The following is a 19,023-nucleotide window of genomic DNA, read 5'->3' as shown; positions in this document are numbered from 1 at the left end:
GGCCTTTTTTATACAAATAAATGTCCCGAAAAGTCATGAAAAAGTTATAAATTTGCTGCCAGATGAATATTTCAGCTTACATTTTAGAATATCTGAAACAATTTGGTTCTGTTACAGTTCCGGGCTTTGGTGTGTTTTCTCTTGAAAATTCCAAGGCAATTATCAACTCGGAAAACGGAAGCATCCTTCCGCCTGCAAGCCGGATTGCTTTTCTTTCTGATTATGAGGTTCAGTCTGATGAGCTTATTACTTTCATGAATACTCAAAAACAGATGTCTGTGGCGGTTGCGAAAAGTGATTTAAAGATTCAGACCGATTTCTGGAAGAAAAAACTTCAGTCAGAGCAGATTTTGGAAATTCAGAATCTCGGAACGATTTTTATTGAAGACGGACAGACCCATTTTAAAGGAAACAGGCTGCAATCCGATCATCCTGATTTTTATGGTCTGGAAGAAATCCGGATTTCTGAAATGAATAATGCTGAAAATTCAGCATCCCCGGAAAACAAAGAAAAAGATTATCAGTTCAATAAATCTGTTCTGTGGATTTTTCTTTTTGCTGTGCCTGTTTTAGGATTGCTTTATGTAGGGTATACCCAACAGGAGCTTATTTTCGGAAAAAAATCTTTTGATAAAGTTTCCGTACAGACCAAAACAAAAAGAATAGAAAAGGATACGGCATCGATTAAAAAAGATTCGACACAGGTCAAAAAATCAGATTCTCTGAAAAAAGATTCATTGATAAAGCCTGCCGGGAAAGCAACGGGAATTCATTCAAACTCCAGAAAATAACACTAGGACTCAATGGGAAAAATAAAAAAAGCGTCAGAATCCCTGACCATTATGACTAATATCGTACTTCCGAACGAAACCAATTCTTTAAGAAACCTTTTTGGAGGTGAGCTTTTAGCGAAAATGGATCGTTGTGCATCTATTTCTGCGGCAAGACACTGTGAAAGAAGAGTGGTAACAGCTTCTGTAAACCACGTTTCTTTCAATCATCCGATTCCTGAAGGGGGAGTTGTGGTTTTAGAATCCAAAGTTTCAAGAGCTTTTTCCACATCGATGGAAGTGTATGTAGATGTCTGGTTGGATGATCCTATTAATCAGAAGAAGATCCATACGAATGCGGGTATTTATACTTTTGTGGCAGTAGATGAATTCAACCGCCCGATCCCGATTCCTGAAATGGTTCCCGAAACGGAAGAAGAAAAAGAAAGATTTGCTGCTGCTTTCCGTAGAAAAGAATTATCATTAATACTTTCCGGAAGAATGAAGCCTTTGGAATCCGTGGAGCTGAAAAAATTATTCCAGGAACCTCAGGAGCCTAAAAAAGAAAAATAACTTATATTTAAAATAAATCAAATGCTTTTAATTTTTGCTAAGTGCTAACGCTTTTGCGAACTTAAAAGCATTTTTGTTTTTTTTATCCTTGCGGACTTTGCGTTAAAAATATTAAAAATGAAGATTCTCCTTTTAGATAAAAACCATCCTCTTATTACCGAACAGCTTTTGGAAAAGAACTATACTCTGGAAGAGGATTTTTCGTCTTCTTACGATGAGGTTTGTCTTAAGATCTCAAATTATGACGGAATAATCATTAGAAGTAGGATTCCCCTGGATAAAAATTTCCTTGAAAAAGGAAAAAATCTTAAATTCATTGCAAGGGTAGGAGCCGGAATGGAAAACATCGATGTTGAGGTAGCTGAAAAACTGGGAATTCAGCTCATCAATTCTCCGGAAGGAAACAGAGACTCCGTTGCAGAGCATGTAATAGGGATGTTATTATTCCTGATGCACCGTCTTTTCATTGCTTCTCAGGAAGTTAAAAACGGGATATGGAAACGAGAAGAAAACAGAGGTGATGAGCTGTTGGGAAAAACAGTAGGACTGATAGGTTATGGTAATATGGGAAAAGCCACTGCCAAAAGATTTTCAGGTTTTGGCTGTAAAGTGATTTTCCATGATATTATTTCTGGTCTTTCGGATGAATATGCCACACAGGTTAGCCTGGAAGAATTGAAAAAAACAGCAGATATTCTGAGCCTGCACATTCCTATCACCCCTGAAACCCATTATCTGATTGATGAAAACTTTATTTCTGAAATGGATAAAGAATTTTATTTCGTCAATACAGCAAGAGGGAAAAATGTGGAAACTAAAAGCTTAGTTAAAGCGATAAAGTCCGGGAAAATAAAAGGAGCTTGTCTTGATGTCCTGGAATATGAAAAGTCTTCTTTTGAAAATCTTGAAACCGAAAATGAAGATTTACAATACCTTCTGAGCTCTGAAAAAGTGATTGTTACTCCCCATATCGCAGGATGGACCCATCAGAGCAAGGAAAAACTGGCTCAGGTGATTGTAGATAAGATTTTAGCGTCTTAAAGTTGTAAAACTGTAAAATCATCCTTGTTGTTTACGGTTTTGCAGTTTTACAATTAGGCTTCTCTGCCTTTTAGCAATTTTGCAAATTGATAATTCTCTTTATGTTAAATAATTCATAATATACTCCGAGTATTTAATATTTATTTTGAGTTTTATTAAATTGCCGCTCATTTTTGAAACTCATGAAGAAGCGTAATTTTGTATTAGTTATCACTGTTTTTTTATTTCTTTTTTCCTGTAAAAATAAATCCGAATCAAAAGAATCTGTTGCTGAAAATACGACGGGTCTTCCTAATTATGGAAACGTAGATCTAAGCAAAGTCTTTACAAAAGATGATGAACAGCTTTCTGATAAAAATTCACTTATTCAGTATATTGACCAGTATTATAAAAAAGTCTGGGAAGGGAGTGACCTTAGCGGTGGAATTCTGGTGGCTAAGGGAGATGATATTTTGTATGAAAAGTACAGGGGATTCGGACGGGATGGAAATCAGATGCCTATTGATAAAGATACTCCTTTACATGTGGCTTCAGTTTCAAAAACAATGACGGCAATGGCAATGATGAAGCTGATAGAAGCGGGGAAAATAAAATTAACAGATCATATAACACAATATTTTCCGGGGTTTCCTTATCCGGGAGTGACTGTGAAGTCTTTGCTTTCCCAAAGAAGCGGGCTTCCGAAATATGAGTATTTTATCACCAAAATTCAACCGGCGCCGGCTGAGCTTTCAAAAACCTATATTACCAACCAGGATGTATTGAATATGATTATCAGGTATAAGCCTGAACTGGCCAGAGATACGGAAACCGGATTTATGTACTGTAATACCAATTTTGCCTTACTGGCATTACTGATCGAAAAAGTAACGGAAATTCCTTTTTCGCAGGCCATGAAAGAAATGGTTTTCACTCCTTTAAAAATGAGCCACACTTATATTTTCCAGGAAAAAGATATTCCTACCGCAGCCCAGTCTTTTTATTATGGTGGAAACAGGTTATATCCTTTAGACAGGCTGGACCTTATTTATGGAGATAAAAATGTCTATACAACGCCGAGAGACCTTCTCAATTTTTCAAAAGCAATGTATTCTAAAGATTTCCTTCAGCCGGAGCTGATGCAGATGGTTTTCACGCCATACAGCAATGAAAAGGCGGGAATGAATAATTACGGCTTAGGATTCAGAATGAAAATTTTTGATAACGGAGAGAAGCTGACCTATCATAATGGCTGGTGGCATGGAACCAATTCAGTTTTTGCCCATTTATTAAAATCTAAAGTAACCATTATTGCAATCGGTAATAAATATTCAAACAGAGTATATACTGCACTTGCTTTATCCGGATTATTTGAGGATTTCCCGGCACAGAAAGACAAGCTTCACAGCGTAATGAATGATAATCAGGATTCTTTGAAAAACGGACATGAAGTTTTTGGAGAATAATGTTTATTTTTGCTTAAACGTATTCATGAAAAGATTTTTTTTATTATTCATTATCGGTTTTCTTGTGCAGTCCTGTGCAAGAGTGGGTTCGCCTGTAGGAGGGCCGAAAGATACATTAGCTCCCAAATTTTTAAGCTCAAATATTGATACAACAAGAATCAATGTTCCGAGGGATATTAAAGAGCTCCGTATTGATTTTGATGAATATGTAACGTTGAAAGATATCAACAAAAATCTGATCATCTCACCACCGATCAAAAAGATCAAACGTATTTTACCTTCCAATATCGCGAATAAATACCTGATTATTCAATGGGAAGATACTTTACAGGCCAATACGACCTATAATTTTAATTTCGGAAACTCTATTACGGATAATAATGAAGCTAATGTTTTGCGTTACTTTAATTTTGCTTTTTCAACCGGTGATAAATTAGATGATCTATACATCAGTGGAGAAGTAAAAGATGCCGTAGCAATAAAGCCGCAATCTACATCGGATAATAAACTTGTTGTGGGCTTATATAAGGTACAGGATACAATGAACTATAAGCAGAAACCGTATTATATCACCAAAGTGGATGATGACAGCTATTACGAGCTTAATTATTTATCTCCGGGAAAATATAAGATCATTGCATTTGAAGATGAAAACGGAAATTCAATATATGATCCTGGAAAAGAAAAAATAGGCTTCCAGAAAGATCCTGTAGATGTGCAGACCTCCATATCAGGCTTGAATTTAAAAATCTATCCGTCTAAAAAGCCATTGAAATATGGTGAAATGAAAGAAATACCGGGTGGGATTGTAATGACCTTTGACGGACATCCGAATGATGTAAAAGTTCTTTCTTTAAATGATAAGCTTCAGGATATAAAAGTTACCCATCAGTCTAAATCGGATTCAGTGAGAATCTGGTTCGATGCGGTAAAAAATAATGTGGGACAAAGCACGACAGAAAATTTAAAGTTCAGTTACGATGCCGATAAGAAGCAAGATACCGTTTCTGTATTTTACAAGTATAATACGAAGAATGCAATGGATGTGATCAGTGATAACGGAGGATCATTGTTAGCTCCAAAGACCGACTTTAAAATCAGTTCCAATTATTACCTGGATAAAATCAATTCAGACAAATGGATCCTTAAAACAGAGGGAGACAGTCTGAATACTTTACCTTTTACAGCAAAAATTTCGGAAACAAACCCTTACCAGATTTTGGTCCATTCTGATTTCATAACCGGAAAAAAATACCAGCTGACGATTCCTAAAGAAACGGTTTCATCTTTCTATGCTAAAAATACCCAGTCGAAACGTTTTGACTTTGAAGCAGATAAAATTGAAAACTACGGCAGTGTAACTTTTAAACTTCAGAATGCTCCTGCTACCAATTATTGGATCCAGCTATTGGATACTTCAGAAAAAGTGGTTTACCAGAAATATACGAATGGAAATGAGATTAAATTCGATATTTTAAAACCTTCCGAGTATATCGTAAGGATTCTTGTAGACAATAATGATAATAAATATTGGGATGAGGCTGATTTCCAGAATGAAATTTTTGCAGAAGATTCCTATGTTTTCTATAAAGTTGCTGTGGTGAGGCCATTATGGGATACCAATGAAAACTGGGACCTAAAGGACCCACGGGTATTGGATACCAAAAGTCTGAATATTCCAAAGCAACCTGTCAAGGAAACTGAAAAAGAAGATCAGGATCTGAAATCCGGGAATGCCCTTGTTAAACCTGTAAGATAAAAGACCAGTTCATGAAGACGGTAAAGAAGATTCTATTCTGGAGCCTGGTGGCTTTTGCGATCATTCAGTTTATTCCTATAGACAGAAATAATAAGCCTGTTGACCACAAAGTTAATTTTGTTGATTCAAAAAAAACTCCGGTGAAAATCTCGGCGTTGATTAAAGGAGCGTGCTACGATTGTCACTCCAATGAAACGGTTTACCCGAAATATGCCTATATAGCACCGGTTTCCTGGTCTGTAAAAAGCCATGTCAATGAAGGTCGGGAGCATATCAATTTCTCTGTTTGGGAAACTTATAATACAGACCTGAAAGCCAATATGCTTAAAAATGTTGTTCAGACGCTTCAGGGCAAAACAATGCCGATGCCCGGGTATATTGTTTATCACAAAGAGGCTAATCTATCAGAAGCGGAAAGAGTATTGCTTGAAAATTATTTTGAAGAAATGCTGAAATCCAAAACCTATTAAATCAATTTCTTCAGGTCTTTTAAATTTTACTTACAGTTAATTCTGCATAATTTGCAAAATCTGAGTGAGTTATAAATACATGGTTTTCAATTACAAATATCACTGATTTTCGCAAATGATTGCATTTTAAAAATCTGTAAAAAAGAAAATCTGGCTTGAATAAAGCCAACTTATATAAAGAGTAAAGCGGACCTAGGTCCGCTTTTTTATTGATAAATTTTTAAACAGATTTCAGATACTGTTCAAAAAATCTCTTCTGAGAATCAAAAGCAATATCTTCCAGGTTGATTTCACTTAAAGGAATCCACTGTGTTTCTGAGATTTCTGAAAGCTCCAGGCTTGCCTCAAATTTTTCTGAAATCCGATATTCATAAAACAGATCGATCGTATTATAATCAATTTCTTTGTAATGATAAATATTAGGAAGACTTGTTAAATATTTTAAATTTGAAATATTGATATCCAGCTGAAGCTCTTCAAATAATTCTCTTTTACAGCTTTCTTCAGCACTTTCCCTGGGATCTACAAAACCTCCGGCAAGATCCAGCTTACCCTTTTTAGGGTCCTGATTTCTTCGGGTAAGATAAATTTCGTTCCCACATCTTATGACTACAGCTACAGCGCCGGCCACGTTATTGTATAACCTGAAGTCACAATTGGGGCAGCTCCATTTTTTTTCACCATCCCATTGTAAAGATTCTTTACCACAGCTAGGGCAATATTTCAATAATTTCATTAAACAATATTAATATTTCTCGGATGATAAGTCAGGATAACATCCCTGAGCTCTTCAGTTTTCAGATGCGTATAAACCTCTGTAGTGGTAATGCTGGAATGTCCCAGCATTTCCTGTATATAACGAAGATCTGCCCCGTTCTGCAGCAAATGGGTAGCAAAAGAATGCCTGAAGGTATGCGGAGATATTTTCTTGCTTACACCGGCTTTATCGGTAAGTTCTTTTATAATAAGGAATACGATAACTCTTGACATAGAGGTACCTCTGCTGTTAAGAAATAAAGTGTCCTCATATTTCTTATTTATTTTACTTTTCGAACGCACCTCCCTGATATAATTTCCCAGTAATTCTGCAGTGTAATCGGCTAAAGGAACGAAACGGGTTTTATTTCCCTTTCCATGTATCTTAATATAATTTTCTTTAAAATTGATATTTGAAATTTTCAGGTCGATAAGCTCAGAAACCCGCAGCCCGCAGCCATAAAGGACCTCAATAATACATTGGTTTCGCTTCCCAAGATCCGATGAGATTTCTATTGCTCCGATAATCCTGTTGATATCCGGCAGACTTAAAGTGTCAGGTAAATACAATCCCAACTTAGGCCCCTCCAGCAATGCGGCAGGGTTGTCTTCACGGGCTTCATCTTCAAGCAGAAACTTGAAAAAAGCTTTTATGGAAGAGATCCATCGTGCCTGAGATCTTTCGCTGAATTTTTGTTTGGAGAGATTGAAGATATATTCCTGAAGGTTTTCGTACCCGATTTTATCAGGAGCTATACTGTCAAGTTCTTCCTCGGCGTATTCTTTTAATTTTTTAATGTCCCGAACATAGGCGTCGAGAGTGTTTTCTGAAAAATTTCTTTCGAAACGAAGAAAGATTTCAAAATCCTTAATTTTTTCATCCCAAGTCATTTGTGCTTTATTTTTTTAGTTCACAATCAGAAATTTGCTCTATTTCAATATTATGGTTTCTCAGGAACGATATTCCATCGTCATCCGAATACTCATTGATATACACGAGTCTGGTAATACCTGCCTGTAAAATCAGCTTGCTGCATTCTTTACAGGGGGAAAGCGTTAAATACAACGTCGCCCCTTTTGCAGACTGAGTGGAAGCTGCTAATTTTAATATAGCGTTTGCTTCTGCATGCAGTACATACCAGTGTGTTTTTCCGTCTTCATCCTCACAACAGTTTTCAAATCCCGAAGGAGTTCCGTTGTAACCATCTGAAATAATCATCCTATCTTTTACGATAAGAGCACCTACCTGCTTTCTTTTACAGTAGGAGAGCTTTGCCCACTCCTGAGCCATCTTAAGATAAGCTTTATCAAACTTATTCATACCGCAACATTGTTTTTTTCGAAATAATTTGAGTTTAATTTTTTTTAGAAGCCAGGCTTTCTTTTTTCTATAAAAGCAGTAACTCCTTCTTTTTTATCGTCCAGTTCAAAAAGTTCTCCGAAATATTTAATTTCAGTATCGAAACCTTTATCCGTGTCTGATAAATTGACGGCATGGATAGCCTTTGATATTGCCATTGGTGAGTTAAAGGCAATAATTTTTGCTAATTCTTTTGTTTTTAATAATAAATCTTCAATAGGGTATACTTCATTAACCAATCCGATTTCCTTTGCTCTCTGCGCAGGAATCATTTTGGCTGAGAAGATCATTTCGTTGGCAAGGCCTTTTCCGATAAGCTTCGGAAGTCTCTGAGTTCCTCCATAACCGGGAATTAATCCCAACGTTACTTCCGGAAGTCCGAGCTTCGCATTTTCCGATGCGTATCTGATATGGCATGCCATGGCAAGCTCTAATCCACCGCCTAAAGCAAAGCCATTAACTGCTGCAATGACAGGTTTAGACAGGTTTTCTATTTTGTTAAACAGAGAATTATGTCCGGTTCTGGCCAACTCTTCTGCTTTATCTTGTCCGAAGTCACTAAACTCCTTAATATCTGCTCCGGCAACGAAAGATTTCTCTCCGCTTCCTGTAATAATAATAGCCCTGCAGTTTGTATCTGAATTTAATTCATCGAATGCAGCACTGAGTTCCTGAATGGTTTTAGCATTTAATGCATTAAGACTTTCAGGTCTGTTTATGGTAATAATAGATATTTTATCTTCTTTATTTAATAATATATTTTCGTAGCTCATTTTCCAATTTAAAATATTATTTTCTGCAAATTATAATTTTTTTACAAAAAAAAGGAAAAAATATTGACTTTTTTTCCTTTTAATTGAATTTATGTTCAATATAATTATTTGGAATGGTTCATCATATTTGCGTCAATATTGATGTTTAACTGTGATGCTACTTTCATGCCAAGTTCTATATTACTCCTGAAAAAGTGACATAATTGTCGGTTGATGATTTCATCTCTCTTTGGTCCGTCAATTCCTCTCATGCTTCCTACTATATTATTGATAAGATTTTCCCTGTCATCAGAATTCATTGCTTTCGTATATAATAATCCCGGCTGTGTATAGTGGTCATCATCGTTCTCATTTCTGTTATAGCTGGCAACATGGGCACTGTCAAGTTCATAATCATAGCTTTTATAAGCAGAATCTGCTTTAATATTGTCAAAACTGTTCGGATGATAATTCGGCTGATCACCATAGTCCTTAGCATCTGCCATAAAACCGTCTCTCTGATAATTATTCGTTGCAAAAGGACAACGGTTCACCTCAAGCTGATGGGCATTGACTCCCACTCTGTACCGGTGTGCATCCGGATAGGAGAATAACCTTCCCTGCAGCATTTTGTCAGGAGAAAAACTGATTCCGTTAATTAGATTGCTGGGTGAAAAAGTAGATTGCTCTACGTGGGCAAAATAATTAACAGGAATTTCATTCAACTCCATTTCTCCAACTTCAATTAAAGGAAAATCTCCCTGGAACCATACTTTGGTTACATCAAAAGGATTCCACCTGAAATCTCTGGCCTGCTCTTCGGTCATTACCTGAATGTATAAAGTCCATCTAGGAAAATCACCGTTTCCGATGGCATTACAAAGATCCTCCTGAGCAAAATCCGGGTTTTCTCCGGCCATTTTTACGGCATCTTCATTGGTGAAGTTTTTTATGCCCTGTTTTGTTTTAAAATGGAATTTTACCCAGACCCTTTCATTGTTTGCATTTATCATTGAGAATGTATGGGAGCCAAAGCCGTGCATATGCCTATATCCGTGGGGAGTGCCCCTGTCTGACATTAAAATAAGAACCTGATGAAGGGATTCAGGATTCAAGCTCCAGAAGTCCCACATCATCGTAGCACTTTTCAGATTGGTTTTCGGAACTCTTTTTTGGGTATGGATAAAATCCGGGAATTTTTTAGCATCCTTGATGAAGAAAACAGGAGTATTATTTCCTACCAGATCCCAGTTTCCGTCTTCCGTATAAAATTTCAAAGCAAAACCACGGGGGTCTCTTGCCGTATCTGCACTCCCTTTTTCTCCTCCTACCGTGGAAAAACGGGCAAACATTCTGCAGGAATTTCCAACTTTAGAAAAAAGTTTTGCTTTTGTATATTGGCTGATATCATGGGTTACAGTGAAAGTCCCGTAAGCCCCGGTTCCTTTTGCATGAACAATTCTTTCAGGGATCCTTTCTCTTACAAAATGAGCCAGGTTTTCCTGAAGGATAAAATCCTGTAATAAAACGGGACCCCTCGGGCCTGCTGTCTGGGAGTCCTGATGTTCAAAATAGGGTGCTCCGCTGCTTAATGTTAATTTTTTAGAATCCATATACTTAAGAATTTTTTAATTTATGAGTGTCGTAAGAACGCATACTACGGGTAAGAATTATCAAATTTACTTCAATTTTTAATTGCTGAAAGCAAAAACATCATATCTTTGTAATAGATAATATTAATCAAATGAACATTCAGCAACTGGAGTATCTTATCGCTGTAGATAAGTATAAACATTTTGGTAAGGCAGCTCAAGCATGCTTCATTACGCAACCTACGCTAAGTGCAATGATACAGAAATTTGAGGACGAACTGGATGTAAAGGTTTTTGACCGTACGACCCACCCTATCCGTACCACAGATGTAGGGCTTCAGATCATTGATCAGGCTAAGGTTATTATAGAATCTGTCAATGAGCTGAAGAATAAGGCCAACCTGTTAAATAATATTTTAGGAGGTACAATCAATCTTGGAATTATTCCTACCGTTTCTTCTTTTATTTTACCAAGTGAGATCTTCAGCTTTCTGGAAGAAAATCCGAAAATCCAGATGAATGTAAAAGAAATGACTACGGATAATATTATCAAAGCTTTGAAAGCCGGAGAGCTTGACGCCGGAATTATCTCTACACCTTACGATACCGCTGATGAATTTTATCAGGATTTCTTATTCAATGAAGAATTAATGATTTACAGTTCGGATACTGAGGCCAATAAGAAAAATACCTATGTAATTCCTGAAGAGCTGAATGTGGAAAAAGTTTGGCTTTTGGAAGAAGGAAACTGTTTGAGAAGCCAGTTTGAGAATATTTGCCATTTGAAGGAAAATACTTTGAAACCAAAGAATTTAGACTTTTTAGCTTCTAATATTCAGACGTTGGTTCATATGGTGGATAAAGTAGGAGGAATCAGTATTTTACCGGAATTAGCTTTAAGCCAGCTTTCTGATGAACAGAAAAGTAAAGTCTTCAGATTTAAAAAACCTTTCCCTTACAGAGAAATAAGTATCATTTATTATAAACCGACTTTCAAGCAAAAAATCATTGATGAATTATCTTCTTCTATACAATTATCATTGAAAGAAAGATTGAATTATAATGAAAATCCAAAAGAATTCGTAAGCATAAAACCGCAATAGTTTTTTTCTTTTATTTGAGGATAAGCCTCTCGTTTAAAGAAAATTGCAATTAACCTGCAAAAGTTTTGAGTATTAAGAAAATAGTACTTAACTTTGCAGACGTTTACGAACGAGGAAAAATTTGACCTGATTGCAACCTCTTTAAAAAAAGCTAAAACAGTATTTCTTTTTGAGCTTTCCGGGCAATTATTTGAATTTTCCTCATTTATTAATTAATAAAACAAAAGAATAATATGTCTTATTTATTTACGTCTGAATCAGTTTCAGAAGGACACCCGGATAAAATTGCCGATCAGATTTCCGACGCCTTAATCGATCATTTTTTAGCTTATGATAAAACATCAAAAGTAGCATGTGAAACGCTTGTTACTACAGGACAGGTAGTTTTGGCCGGAGAAGTGAAGTCAGATGCCTATCTTGATGTTCAGACGATTGCCAGAGAAGTTATTAACGGAATCGGATATACAAAAGGTGAATATATGTTCAATGGGGATTCTTGCGGTGTTATTTCTGCGATCCATGAGCAGTCACCGGATATCAATCAGGGAGTTGACAGAATTGTATCTGACGAAACTTTTGAAAGCAAAGCCAATGCACAGGGTGCAGGAGACCAGGGAATGATGTTTGGTTATGCAACTAACGAAACGGCTAACTATATGCCCTTAGCACTGGATCTGGCACATACTATTCTTAAAGAGCTTTCTGCAATCAGAAGGGAAAATAAAGAGATTGCTTATCTTCGTCCGGATGCTAAAAGCCAGGTTACGATCGAATATTCTGATGATCATAAGCCGGTAAGAATTGATTCTATCGTAGTTTCTACCCAGCACGATGATTTCGGATCAGAAGAAGAAATGTTGAACAAAATTCGTGAAGACATTAAAAATATTTTAATTCCAAGAGTTGTTGCTCAGCAGACAGCAGAAATCAAAGCATTATTCAACGACCAGATCAAATATCACATCAACCCTACTGGGAAATTTGTAATCGGTGGTCCTCACGGAGATACCGGTCTTACAGGAAGAAAAATTATTGTTGATACCTATGGCGGCAAAGGAGCTCACGGTGGTGGAGCCTTCTCAGGAAAAGATCCTTCAAAAGTAGACAGGAGTGCAGCTTATGCAACAAGGCATATTGCTAAGAATTTAGTAGCTGCAGGTGTTGCTGATGAAGTTCTTGTACAGGTTTCTTATGCAATCGGTGTTGCTGAGCCATGTGGTTTATACATTAATACTTACGGAACTTCAAAAGTAGATCTTCACGATGGTGAAATCGCTAAAAAAGTTTCTGCAATTTTTGATTTAAGACCTTATGCTATTGAGCAGAATCTTAAACTGAGAAATCCTATCTATCAGGAAACAGCTTCTTACGGACATATGGGGAAAGAGCATTATATAGCTGATAAAACGTTCAATAAAGGACACAAAAATGAGATCACATTAAAAGATCTTGAATTTTTCACCTGGGAAAAATTAGACAAAGTAGAAGAAATTAAAACCGCTTTCGGTATTTAATTTTTCTCTTAAGAAATAAATAGACTGCTTTATCTTCATCAGATAAGGCAGTTTTTTTTAATTTTACACCTTAAATAAATTAAAGATGATGAATTTTCGATTTGCAATAACCATTCTGTCCCTGTTTTTCCTGAGTACATTTGCAAAAGCCCAGTATACCATGCATAAAATGATTAATGTAGGGTATGTGTACCAGAATCAAAGCTTCGGGGAAATAGGAGGGAAATTGCTTTTCCTGAAAAATGATGATGTTATTTACAGGTTGGGAGGCTCTGCATTAATGGGCTCTACCCATTCCAAATTTGCTATTATGCCTAAACTTCAGGCTGATGTTTTGCTTAATTTTGAAAAAAATGTGGATTTTTACCACTCCTATTATTTTTTGATCGGCGCAGAAGGAACTAATAAATATGTGGCCCCTAAAGTTGGAGTTACCCTTTTCGGATTGCTGGATCTTACTGCAGGGTATGCTTTTCCTGTCGGAGATGCCGAATTAAACGGAAAGAAGCTGAAAGGAGTGAATGTTAATTTCACATTAAATATCCCTACTGTATTCATTCATGATATGTTTAAGTAAGTTTTTTTAAATATTTTCTGGAAAAATTTAATAATGGGTTAACAGTTATTAAAATTTTATTATATTTACATCCATAATAAACGTACCGCTTATTGATTGGACTCTATTCTTTAAAACTGTTTTGCATTTATGGTTAGAATCAGATGAAATATCTGGAAGATTGCCTGACCGCAAATTTTTATTATTGAGAAGAGTTATGAAATCAAAATCGGATAGCCTATTAATTTCCCTTTATCAAAAAGGAGACGAAGGTGCTTTATCAGCACTTATTCATCGTCATCAGAGAGAACTGTTTACATTCATTTTTTATAAGATTAATGATGAAGATCTGGCCAATGATATTTTTCAGGATACATTCATGAAGATTATCGTAATGCTGAAAGAAGGACGTTATAATGAAGAAGGAAAATTTATTCTTTGGGCAAAAAGAATTGCTCACAATCTTATCATCGACCATTTCAGATTAAAATCCAAAAATATCAAAGTTTCAGAAACTACTTTCGAGACTGATGAATATTCTATTTTTGATTTGATCAGAGAACCTTCCGAAAACATTGAAGACCAATTGGTTTCAAGACAGATTCAGGAAGATTTGCTGAGAATGCTTCAATTCCTGCCTCAGAATCAGCAGGAAGTAATTAAATTAAGATTTTTTGACGGGTTAAGTTTTAAAGAAATCGCAGACCACACTGATATGAGTATCAATACTACATTAGGAAGGGTACGGTATGCTTTAATTAACCTGAGAAAAATCATGGAAGAGAATAATATTATACTGACGAGATAATAATTCTTGATATTTCTCGTTTTAAGGAAAACATTTTAGCCTATGAAAAAAAATGATTCCTTAAAAGTGAAAGCTTTGAAACCGAAAAAACAAACAATTGATTTTTTACTCAACTTTTCAAAAAGTCTTGAAATAGTTAAAGCTAAAAACAAGAATTATCCGATTTCCAAAAATTAAAAGTATTAATTTTGTGCTGTATGAAAATTCAGCACATTTTTTTTGATCTCGATAATACACTTTGGGATCACCGTAAGAATGCTTACCTTACTATAAAAAATCTTTTTGAAAAAGAAGAAATCACTTTAAAATATTCAATTGACTTTGAAGAATTTCATTCCGTCTATCATGATATCAATGAAAGGCTCTGGGAACAAATAAGAGATGGTATCATCGGTAAAGAATACCTGAGGAAACATCGCTTTTATGATACTTTCAGGCATTTCGGGGTTGAAGATGAAAACCTTTCAGAGTTCTTTGAAGAACATTTTTTAGATAAAATGCTTTACCATAATGAATTGGTGGAAGGGGCAGTTTATATTTTAGACTATCTGAAGTCAAAAAACTACACATTGCACATCATTTCAAATGGGTTTCAGGAAGTTACAGAGAGAAAATGTATCTTATCCGGAATTGATAAGTATTTTCAAACCATCACCAGCGCAGATTCTGTTGGGGTAAGAAAACCTAACCCTTTAATTTTCGAATATTCTTTAGGCCTTTCCAGTGCAGATAAAGAAGAAAGTATTCTGATCGGAGATGATTGGATTGCTGATGTAGTCGGAGCCAGAAGGTTCGGGATGGATGTGATTTTTTTTGATGTGTATAAAGAAAACAGACAGGAAGAAAATTTAAAATCAATCACGCATCTTTTACAGATTAAAGATTACTTATAAATATGAAAGCTCAAAGACAAACACCAGCCTATTTTTTCAAGGTTTTGCCATTCATCTTTTTGGCTTTCCTGGGCGGTATGGTTACTATGGGAACAATGATCTATGTAATGAGTCCTGTTACCGATGTTAATTTTGATCTTAAGAATCCTTTTCTGGCAATTATGTTAATTGTTATGATCGGTGGAATTTTCGGAAGTAATCTGATGTATAATTCCCTTAAAAATAAAATTGAAATTCAGGATAGCACAGAAAGTAAGGTGACAAAAATCCAACGCGCAATAATTATGAGATTTGCCTTTGTTGAAGGGCCTGCATTATTGGGAATTGTTTTCTATTTAAAAGAAGTAAACCTGGTATTTCTGATGCTGTCAGCCATGATGGTCCTTTATTTTTTAACTTTAAGGCCATCAAAAGAAAAAATCTTAAATGACATGAATCTTACTTCTGATGAAAGAAGAGAATTTGAGTAATTCTATTTTATTATAATCAGGGCTTCTTCCTGACCCGCTGCTAAATCTTCACTTGGTAGCTTCTGAAATTCAAAAAACAAAGACCGCCTTTTGAGCAGTCTTTGTTTTTTATAATTTTAAAGCGAGAAATTAAATTCCTAAACTTTCTCTTACTCTTTTTATAGTTTGAGTAGCTATTGTTCTGGTTTTTTCAGCGCCTTCCTGTAGTTTTACCTCCAATTCATCCAGATGGGTCATATAATAGCTGAATACCTCTCTTTCTTTGGCGAAACGGATTAGAATCAGGTTTAAAAGCTCTGCTTTTGCATGCCCGTAACCAAAGTTTCCGGCAAGGTATTTTACTCTTAATTCTTCCGTTTGTTCAGGAGTTGCGATCAGCTCATAGATAGCAAAAACTTTATCTGTAGAAGGATCTTTCGGTTCTTCCAGGGATTTGGAATCTGTTTCAATGCTCATTACCTGTTTTTTCAGTTCTTTATCAGATAAGAAAATATTAATAATGTTTCCTCTGGATTTAGACATTTTATGACCGTCTGTTCCGGGAACATATTTCGTGTTTTCCTGAAGCTCAGCCTGAGGAAGTACCAGGACTTCACCCATCTGATTATTGAACCTTGAAGCTACATCACGGGCAATCTCCAGATGCTGAAGCTGATCTTTTCCCACAGGAACGATCTCCGCATCATACAACAGGATATCTGCAGCCATTAAAATAGGATAAGTAAACAAACCGGCATTTACATCCTGAAGACGGTCTGCCTTATCTTTGAAAGAATGGGCAAGTGTTAATCTCTGATAAGGAAAAAAACATGATAAATGCCAAGATAGTTCACAGGTTTCAGGGATATCACTCTGTCTGTAAAAAAATGTTTTTTCGGTATCTAATCCACAAGCAAGCCAAGCCGCAGCAATCTCATAGGTGTTTTGTTTTAATTCTTTCGCATCTTTAATCTGCGTAAGTGAATGCAGATTGGCAATGAATAAAAATGATTCGTTTCCTTCCTGCTTTGATAGCTCAACAGCAGGAATAATTGCCCCAAGGAGATTTCCTAGGTGCGGGGTTCCGGTGGCTTGTATGCCGGTAAGAATTCTTGACATTTGTTTTATTGTTTATAAAAATTAATGAATTGCAAATTTAAGAGGTTTGTGGGGAATAAAGGATTAAAAATATTAAAAATATTTTTTTGATAAATGTCAATAGGACATAATTAATATTCAATAGGGACGGGCTTTAGCCCGTTTTCAAAATTTGAAATCCATCAACAGGCTTTAGCCGAAATCTAAATTAAAACAGCTAAAACTCCTTCCGGTGGCTGAGGCACTCGAAGCCACCGGAATCTCCAAATTAAGGAATTAAAATCCTATCCCCACCGAATTTCGGTTCAACACCCAGAATGAGATCCCAATACACTTTCGCTTTGGCAATATATTCCCGCATATTCGTCTTAAAGCCTGCATATTTATTCACATCATTGGCATTGTAGCCGTAAGCTTCAATTCCGTTTTTACGGGCTAAGAAGACTGCTCTTTCATTGTGAAACTTTTGTGAAATAATAACCAGCTTGGTTTGTCCGAAAATTTCTTTCGCTCTTACTACAGAATCCAGGGTCCTGAAACCTGCATGATCCATGAAAATTTTATCTTTCGGAATACCATATTCCATCAGGGTAAGTTGCATATCTTCGGGCTCATTATAATCTTTCGTGCTGTTGTCACCACTTACGATGATGTACTTTATCTTTCCGCTTTTATACAGATCTATAGCTGCCTGAATCCTGTTATAGAAATAGGCATTGGGCATTCCGTTGCTGAGGTTTTTACCGGTTCCCAGAAGTAATGCAGTTTTGGTCTCGGGAATATCTGAAATTTTATAGGATACAAATGCGTCACTTTCCTTTTTGATGCTATAATTGGCCCAGGCAATAAAAATAATTCCTGCAACGAGAAGAAGCAGGAAAATTTTAAACAGAGTTCTGATTATTTTTTTCATTTGATAATATCTTCTAAAATTCGAGTCCGTTCGGGAATGCTTTCTTTCTGAATATTAATAAAAGAGCAGCTCCTACCGTAATGGCTGAATCAGCAACATTGAAAATATATTTGAAGAACTCAATATGCTTACCGCCGATTAAAGGTACATTTTCAGGAACGTTCCAGTCTACCAAAGGAAAATGCAGCATATCGACCACGCAGCCTTTCATGAAAGTAGAATATCCTTCACCGAAAGGAACAATTTTGGAAACCCCGCCATATCCGATCCATCGGTCGATGCTTGGGTCATAAACGGTTCCGCTGTCAAAGATCAGTCCGTAAAACATACCGTCAATAATATTTCCGATAGCTCCTGCAAAAATGATTGCCATCGGAATTAAAAGATAGTTGGAAGCTCCCTGCTTTAACCATTTTTTAAACATATACACCATTCCGCCGATCAGGAAAAGCCTTAGAATTACGAGAAAATATTTTCCGATAACCCCTCCGAAATGAAGGCCATAAGCCATTCCCGGATTTTCCACAAAAGTCAGTTTGAAGCCCGGAAAAACGGTAACACTGTCATCCAGATTGAAATGGGTTTTAATATATATTTTTGAAGCCTGGTCAATTAATAACACCAAAAAAGTGATAGCTAATATTTTTTTCATTACAATCCTTTTGGTTTAAACGGTTTTGCTATTTTCTCGTTTTTTCTGTCAACAATTTTTTTAATTGTTTTCTGGTTGTGATGGGTATTTTTGATATGAAACTTTTCAAACTTAATGTTCATCTCTTTTAAAACACTTTTCAGGGCATTAAGTTCCATTGCATTTTTAGTGTGTACTATTATAGATTCCATTCTCTTCAATTTAATTTATTTTCTGGACAATTCATCCAATCTTTTTCTGTCTTTTGCAGACAGGTCATTGATGCCGTTTTCGCCCATTTTACTTAAAAGCCGGTCGATTTCTTTTTCCCTTTCGCGCTTATCGGAATTAAACCGGTCATCTATGGTGTAATTTTTCTGTTTGTCCGGGAAGAATCTGTTTTTGATCCAATTCCTGTTGAAAAACAAAAGAATTACAGCAATGATAATCCCTAAAATTAATAGTTCGCTCATGGATATAAATTAAAAATTAGGTTTATAAAGTATTTCATGAAATACGATATAAACCCAAATTTATTTT

General features: G+C 35.9%; 23 protein-coding genes. 13 read left to right on the top strand and 10 right to left on the bottom strand.

The genetic code is table 11. The features are described from left to right. Positions 1–62 precede the first annotated feature (62 nt). From PMI13_RS12280 to PMI13_RS12255, 6 genes are all read left to right on the top strand, one after another. Positions 63–791 carry an HU domain-containing protein gene (locus PMI13_RS12280; protein WP_007844135.1) on the top strand — a complete coding sequence of 243 codons (729 nt, stop codon included), beginning with the start codon at positions 63–65 and terminating at the stop codon, positions 789–791. 12 nt (positions 792–803) lie between these two features. Then, the gene (locus tag PMI13_RS12275) at positions 804–1,343 is read left to right on the top strand and encodes an acyl-CoA thioesterase (RefSeq protein WP_007844134.1); all 540 of its coding nucleotides are present in this window, start codon (positions 804–806) and stop codon (positions 1,341–1,343) included. 117 nt (positions 1,344–1,460) lie between these two features. After that, positions 1,461–2,384 (top strand): 2-hydroxyacid dehydrogenase, encoded by a 924-nt coding sequence (locus PMI13_RS12270; RefSeq protein ID WP_007844133.1) that lies wholly within the window; start codon positions 1,461–1,463, stop codon positions 2,382–2,384. Positions 2,385–2,566: 182 nt separating this feature from the next. Then, positions 2,567–3,829 carry a serine hydrolase domain-containing protein gene (locus PMI13_RS12265; protein ID WP_007844132.1) on the top strand — a complete coding sequence of 421 codons (1,263 nt, stop codon included), beginning with the start codon at positions 2,567–2,569 and terminating at the stop codon, positions 3,827–3,829. A gap of 25 nt (positions 3,830–3,854) precedes the next feature. Continuing rightward, positions 3,855–5,588, top strand: coding sequence for an Ig-like domain-containing protein (locus tag PMI13_RS12260; protein ID WP_007844130.1), 1,734 nt, complete (start codon positions 3,855–3,857; stop codon positions 5,586–5,588). Between the two features lie 11 nt (positions 5,589–5,599). After that, a complete protein-coding gene (locus PMI13_RS12255; protein WP_007844128.1) occupies positions 5,600–6,058 on the top strand; it encodes a heme-binding domain-containing protein in 459 nt (152 codons plus the stop codon). A 220-nt stretch (positions 6,059–6,278) separates the two neighbouring features. Here the strand turns inward: PMI13_RS12255 and PMI13_RS12250 are convergent, their stop codons facing one another. The 5 genes from PMI13_RS12250 to PMI13_RS12230 form a co-directional block, all read right to left on the bottom strand. Then, positions 6,279–6,794, bottom strand: a complete 516-nt coding sequence (locus tag PMI13_RS12250) for an NUDIX hydrolase (protein WP_007844126.1) — start codon at positions 6,792–6,794, stop codon at positions 6,279–6,281. Beyond that, on the bottom strand, positions 6,794–7,705 hold the full coding sequence (xerD, locus tag PMI13_RS12245; protein ID WP_007844125.1) for a site-specific tyrosine recombinase XerD: 912 nt from the start codon (positions 7,703–7,705) through the stop codon (positions 6,794–6,796). The genes PMI13_RS12250 and xerD overlap by 1 nt, the downstream gene beginning before the upstream one ends. 7 nt (positions 7,706–7,712) lie before the next feature. Next, the gene (locus tag PMI13_RS12240) at positions 7,713–8,135 is read right to left on the bottom strand and encodes a deoxycytidylate deaminase (protein WP_007844123.1); all 423 of its coding nucleotides are present in this window, start codon (positions 8,133–8,135) and stop codon (positions 7,713–7,715) included. Positions 8,136–8,179: 44 nt separating this feature from the next. Next, positions 8,180–8,947 (bottom strand): enoyl-CoA hydratase/isomerase family protein, encoded by a 768-nt coding sequence (locus PMI13_RS12235; protein ID WP_007844120.1) that lies wholly within the window; start codon positions 8,945–8,947, stop codon positions 8,180–8,182. A 104-nt stretch (positions 8,948–9,051) separates the two neighbouring features. Further along, entirely contained in the window at positions 9,052–10,539 is a 1,488-nt protein-coding gene (locus PMI13_RS12230) for a catalase (protein ID WP_007844111.1), read from the bottom strand. Positions 10,540–10,670: 131 nt separating this feature from the next. On the opposite strand from PMI13_RS12230, the gene PMI13_RS12225 reads away from it, so the two are divergent. The 7 genes from PMI13_RS12225 (at position 10,671) to PMI13_RS12200 (ending at position 15,862) form a co-directional block, all read left to right on the top strand. Beyond that, positions 10,671–11,621 (top strand): LysR substrate-binding domain-containing protein, encoded by a 951-nt coding sequence (locus tag PMI13_RS12225; protein WP_007844109.1) that lies wholly within the window; start codon positions 10,671–10,673, stop codon positions 11,619–11,621. A gap of 233 nt (positions 11,622–11,854) precedes the next feature. Then, positions 11,855–13,135 (top strand): methionine adenosyltransferase, encoded by a 1,281-nt coding sequence (gene metK / locus PMI13_RS12220; RefSeq protein ID WP_007844107.1) that lies wholly within the window; start codon positions 11,855–11,857, stop codon positions 13,133–13,135. Positions 13,136–13,220: 85 nt separating this feature from the next. After that, a complete protein-coding gene (locus PMI13_RS12215; RefSeq protein WP_007844105.1) occupies positions 13,221–13,712 on the top strand; it encodes a hypothetical protein in 492 nt (163 codons plus the stop codon). A 196-nt stretch (positions 13,713–13,908) separates the two neighbouring features. After that, complete coding sequence (locus PMI13_RS12210) at positions 13,909–14,499, top strand: RNA polymerase sigma factor (protein ID WP_034669904.1); 591 nt, start codon at positions 13,909–13,911, stop codon at positions 14,497–14,499. 42 nt (positions 14,500–14,541) lie between these two features. Further along, complete coding sequence (locus PMI13_RS21695; RefSeq protein WP_007844101.1) at positions 14,542–14,676, top strand: hypothetical protein; 135 nt, start codon at positions 14,542–14,544, stop codon at positions 14,674–14,676. 20 nt (positions 14,677–14,696) lie between these two features. Continuing rightward, positions 14,697–15,392, top strand: coding sequence for a YjjG family noncanonical pyrimidine nucleotidase (locus tag PMI13_RS12205; protein ID WP_007844100.1), 696 nt, complete (start codon positions 14,697–14,699; stop codon positions 15,390–15,392). 2 nt (positions 15,393–15,394) lie between these two features. Further along, on the top strand, positions 15,395–15,862 hold the full coding sequence (locus PMI13_RS12200) for a hypothetical protein (protein WP_007844098.1): 468 nt from the start codon (positions 15,395–15,397) through the stop codon (positions 15,860–15,862). 129 nt (positions 15,863–15,991) lie between these two features. Here PMI13_RS12200 and trpS read toward each other — a convergent pair whose 3' ends face one another. The 5 genes from trpS to PMI13_RS12175 all read right to left on the bottom strand — a co-directional run bounded on the left by trpS (position 15,992) and on the right by PMI13_RS12175 (position 18,956). Further along, positions 15,992–16,960, bottom strand: a complete 969-nt coding sequence (gene trpS, locus PMI13_RS12195) for a tryptophan--tRNA ligase (protein WP_007844096.1) — start codon at positions 16,958–16,960, stop codon at positions 15,992–15,994. Between the two features lie 247 nt (positions 16,961–17,207). After that, complete coding sequence (locus tag PMI13_RS12190; protein WP_007844094.1) at positions 17,208–17,852, bottom strand: SanA/YdcF family protein; 645 nt, start codon at positions 17,850–17,852, stop codon at positions 17,208–17,210. Between the two features lie 13 nt (positions 17,853–17,865). Beyond that, positions 17,866–18,504, bottom strand: a complete 639-nt coding sequence (locus tag PMI13_RS12185) for a lipoprotein signal peptidase (protein ID WP_007844092.1) — start codon at positions 18,502–18,504, stop codon at positions 17,866–17,868. After that, positions 18,504–18,695, bottom strand: a complete 192-nt coding sequence (locus PMI13_RS12180; RefSeq protein ID WP_007844091.1) for a DUF2683 family protein — start codon at positions 18,693–18,695, stop codon at positions 18,504–18,506. The genes PMI13_RS12185 and PMI13_RS12180 overlap by 1 nt, the downstream gene beginning before the upstream one ends. 15 nt (positions 18,696–18,710) lie before the next feature. Then, entirely contained in the window at positions 18,711–18,956 is a 246-nt protein-coding gene (locus PMI13_RS12175) for a DUF6576 domain-containing protein (protein WP_007844088.1), read from the bottom strand. Positions 18,957–19,023: the final 67 nt, after the last annotated feature.

The sequence above is a fragment of the Chryseobacterium populi genome, assembly GCF_000282115.1.
GTDB lineage: Bacteria > Bacteroidota > Bacteroidia > Flavobacteriales > Weeksellaceae > Chryseobacterium > Chryseobacterium populi.
This window is presented reverse-complemented; position numbering and strand designations above follow the sequence as displayed.

Excerpts from the sequence above, each read along its gene's own strand:
- PMI13_RS12190 (WP_007844094.1), bottom strand. The coding sequence starts at position 17,852 with ATGAAAAAAATAATCAGAACTCTGTTTAAAATTTTCCTGCTTCTTCTC.
- PMI13_RS12215 (WP_007844105.1), top strand. The coding sequence starts at position 13,221 with ATGATGAATTTTCGATTTGCAATAACCATTCTGTCCCTGTTTTTCCTG.
- PMI13_RS12210 (WP_034669904.1), top strand. The coding sequence starts at position 13,909 with ATGAAATCAAAATCGGATAGCCTATTAATTTCCCTTTATCAAAAAGGA.
- PMI13_RS12230 (WP_007844111.1), bottom strand. The coding sequence starts at position 10,539 with ATGGATTCTAAAAAATTAACATTAAGCAGCGGAGCACCCTATTTTGAA.
- PMI13_RS12250 (WP_007844126.1), bottom strand. The coding sequence starts at position 6,794 with ATGAAATTATTGAAATATTGCCCTAGCTGTGGTAAAGAATCTTTACAA.
- PMI13_RS12235 (WP_007844120.1), bottom strand. The coding sequence starts at position 8,947 with ATGAGCTACGAAAATATATTATTAAATAAAGAAGATAAAATATCTATT.
- PMI13_RS12270 (WP_007844133.1), top strand. The coding sequence starts at position 1,461 with ATGAAGATTCTCCTTTTAGATAAAAACCATCCTCTTATTACCGAACAG.
- metK (WP_007844107.1), top strand. The coding sequence starts at position 11,855 with ATGTCTTATTTATTTACGTCTGAATCAGTTTCAGAAGGACACCCGGAT.
- PMI13_RS12260 (WP_007844130.1), top strand. The coding sequence starts at position 3,855 with ATGAAAAGATTTTTTTTATTATTCATTATCGGTTTTCTTGTGCAGTCC.
- PMI13_RS12275 (WP_007844134.1), top strand. The coding sequence starts at position 804 with ATGGGAAAAATAAAAAAAGCGTCAGAATCCCTGACCATTATGACTAAT.
- xerD (WP_007844125.1), bottom strand. The coding sequence starts at position 7,705 with ATGACTTGGGATGAAAAAATTAAGGATTTTGAAATCTTTCTTCGTTTC.
- PMI13_RS21695 (WP_007844101.1), top strand. The coding sequence starts at position 14,542 with ATGAAAAAAAATGATTCCTTAAAAGTGAAAGCTTTGAAACCGAAAAAA.
- PMI13_RS12265 (WP_007844132.1), top strand. The coding sequence starts at position 2,567 with ATGAAGAAGCGTAATTTTGTATTAGTTATCACTGTTTTTTTATTTCTT.
- PMI13_RS12180 (WP_007844091.1), bottom strand. The coding sequence starts at position 18,695 with ATGGAATCTATAATAGTACACACTAAAAATGCAATGGAACTTAATGCC.
- PMI13_RS12225 (WP_007844109.1), top strand. The coding sequence starts at position 10,671 with ATGAACATTCAGCAACTGGAGTATCTTATCGCTGTAGATAAGTATAAA.
- trpS (WP_007844096.1), bottom strand. The coding sequence starts at position 16,960 with ATGTCAAGAATTCTTACCGGCATACAAGCCACCGGAACCCCGCACCTA.
- PMI13_RS12185 (WP_007844092.1), bottom strand. The coding sequence starts at position 18,504 with ATGAAAAAAATATTAGCTATCACTTTTTTGGTGTTATTAATTGACCAG.
- PMI13_RS12200 (WP_007844098.1), top strand. The coding sequence starts at position 15,395 with ATGAAAGCTCAAAGACAAACACCAGCCTATTTTTTCAAGGTTTTGCCA.
- PMI13_RS12175 (WP_007844088.1), bottom strand. The coding sequence starts at position 18,956 with ATGAGCGAACTATTAATTTTAGGGATTATCATTGCTGTAATTCTTTTG.
- PMI13_RS12255 (WP_007844128.1), top strand. The coding sequence starts at position 5,600 with ATGAAGACGGTAAAGAAGATTCTATTCTGGAGCCTGGTGGCTTTTGCG.
- PMI13_RS12240 (WP_007844123.1), bottom strand. The coding sequence starts at position 8,135 with ATGAATAAGTTTGATAAAGCTTATCTTAAGATGGCTCAGGAGTGGGCA.
- PMI13_RS12205 (WP_007844100.1), top strand. The coding sequence starts at position 14,697 with ATGAAAATTCAGCACATTTTTTTTGATCTCGATAATACACTTTGGGAT.
- PMI13_RS12280 (WP_007844135.1), top strand. The coding sequence starts at position 63 with ATGAATATTTCAGCTTACATTTTAGAATATCTGAAACAATTTGGTTCT.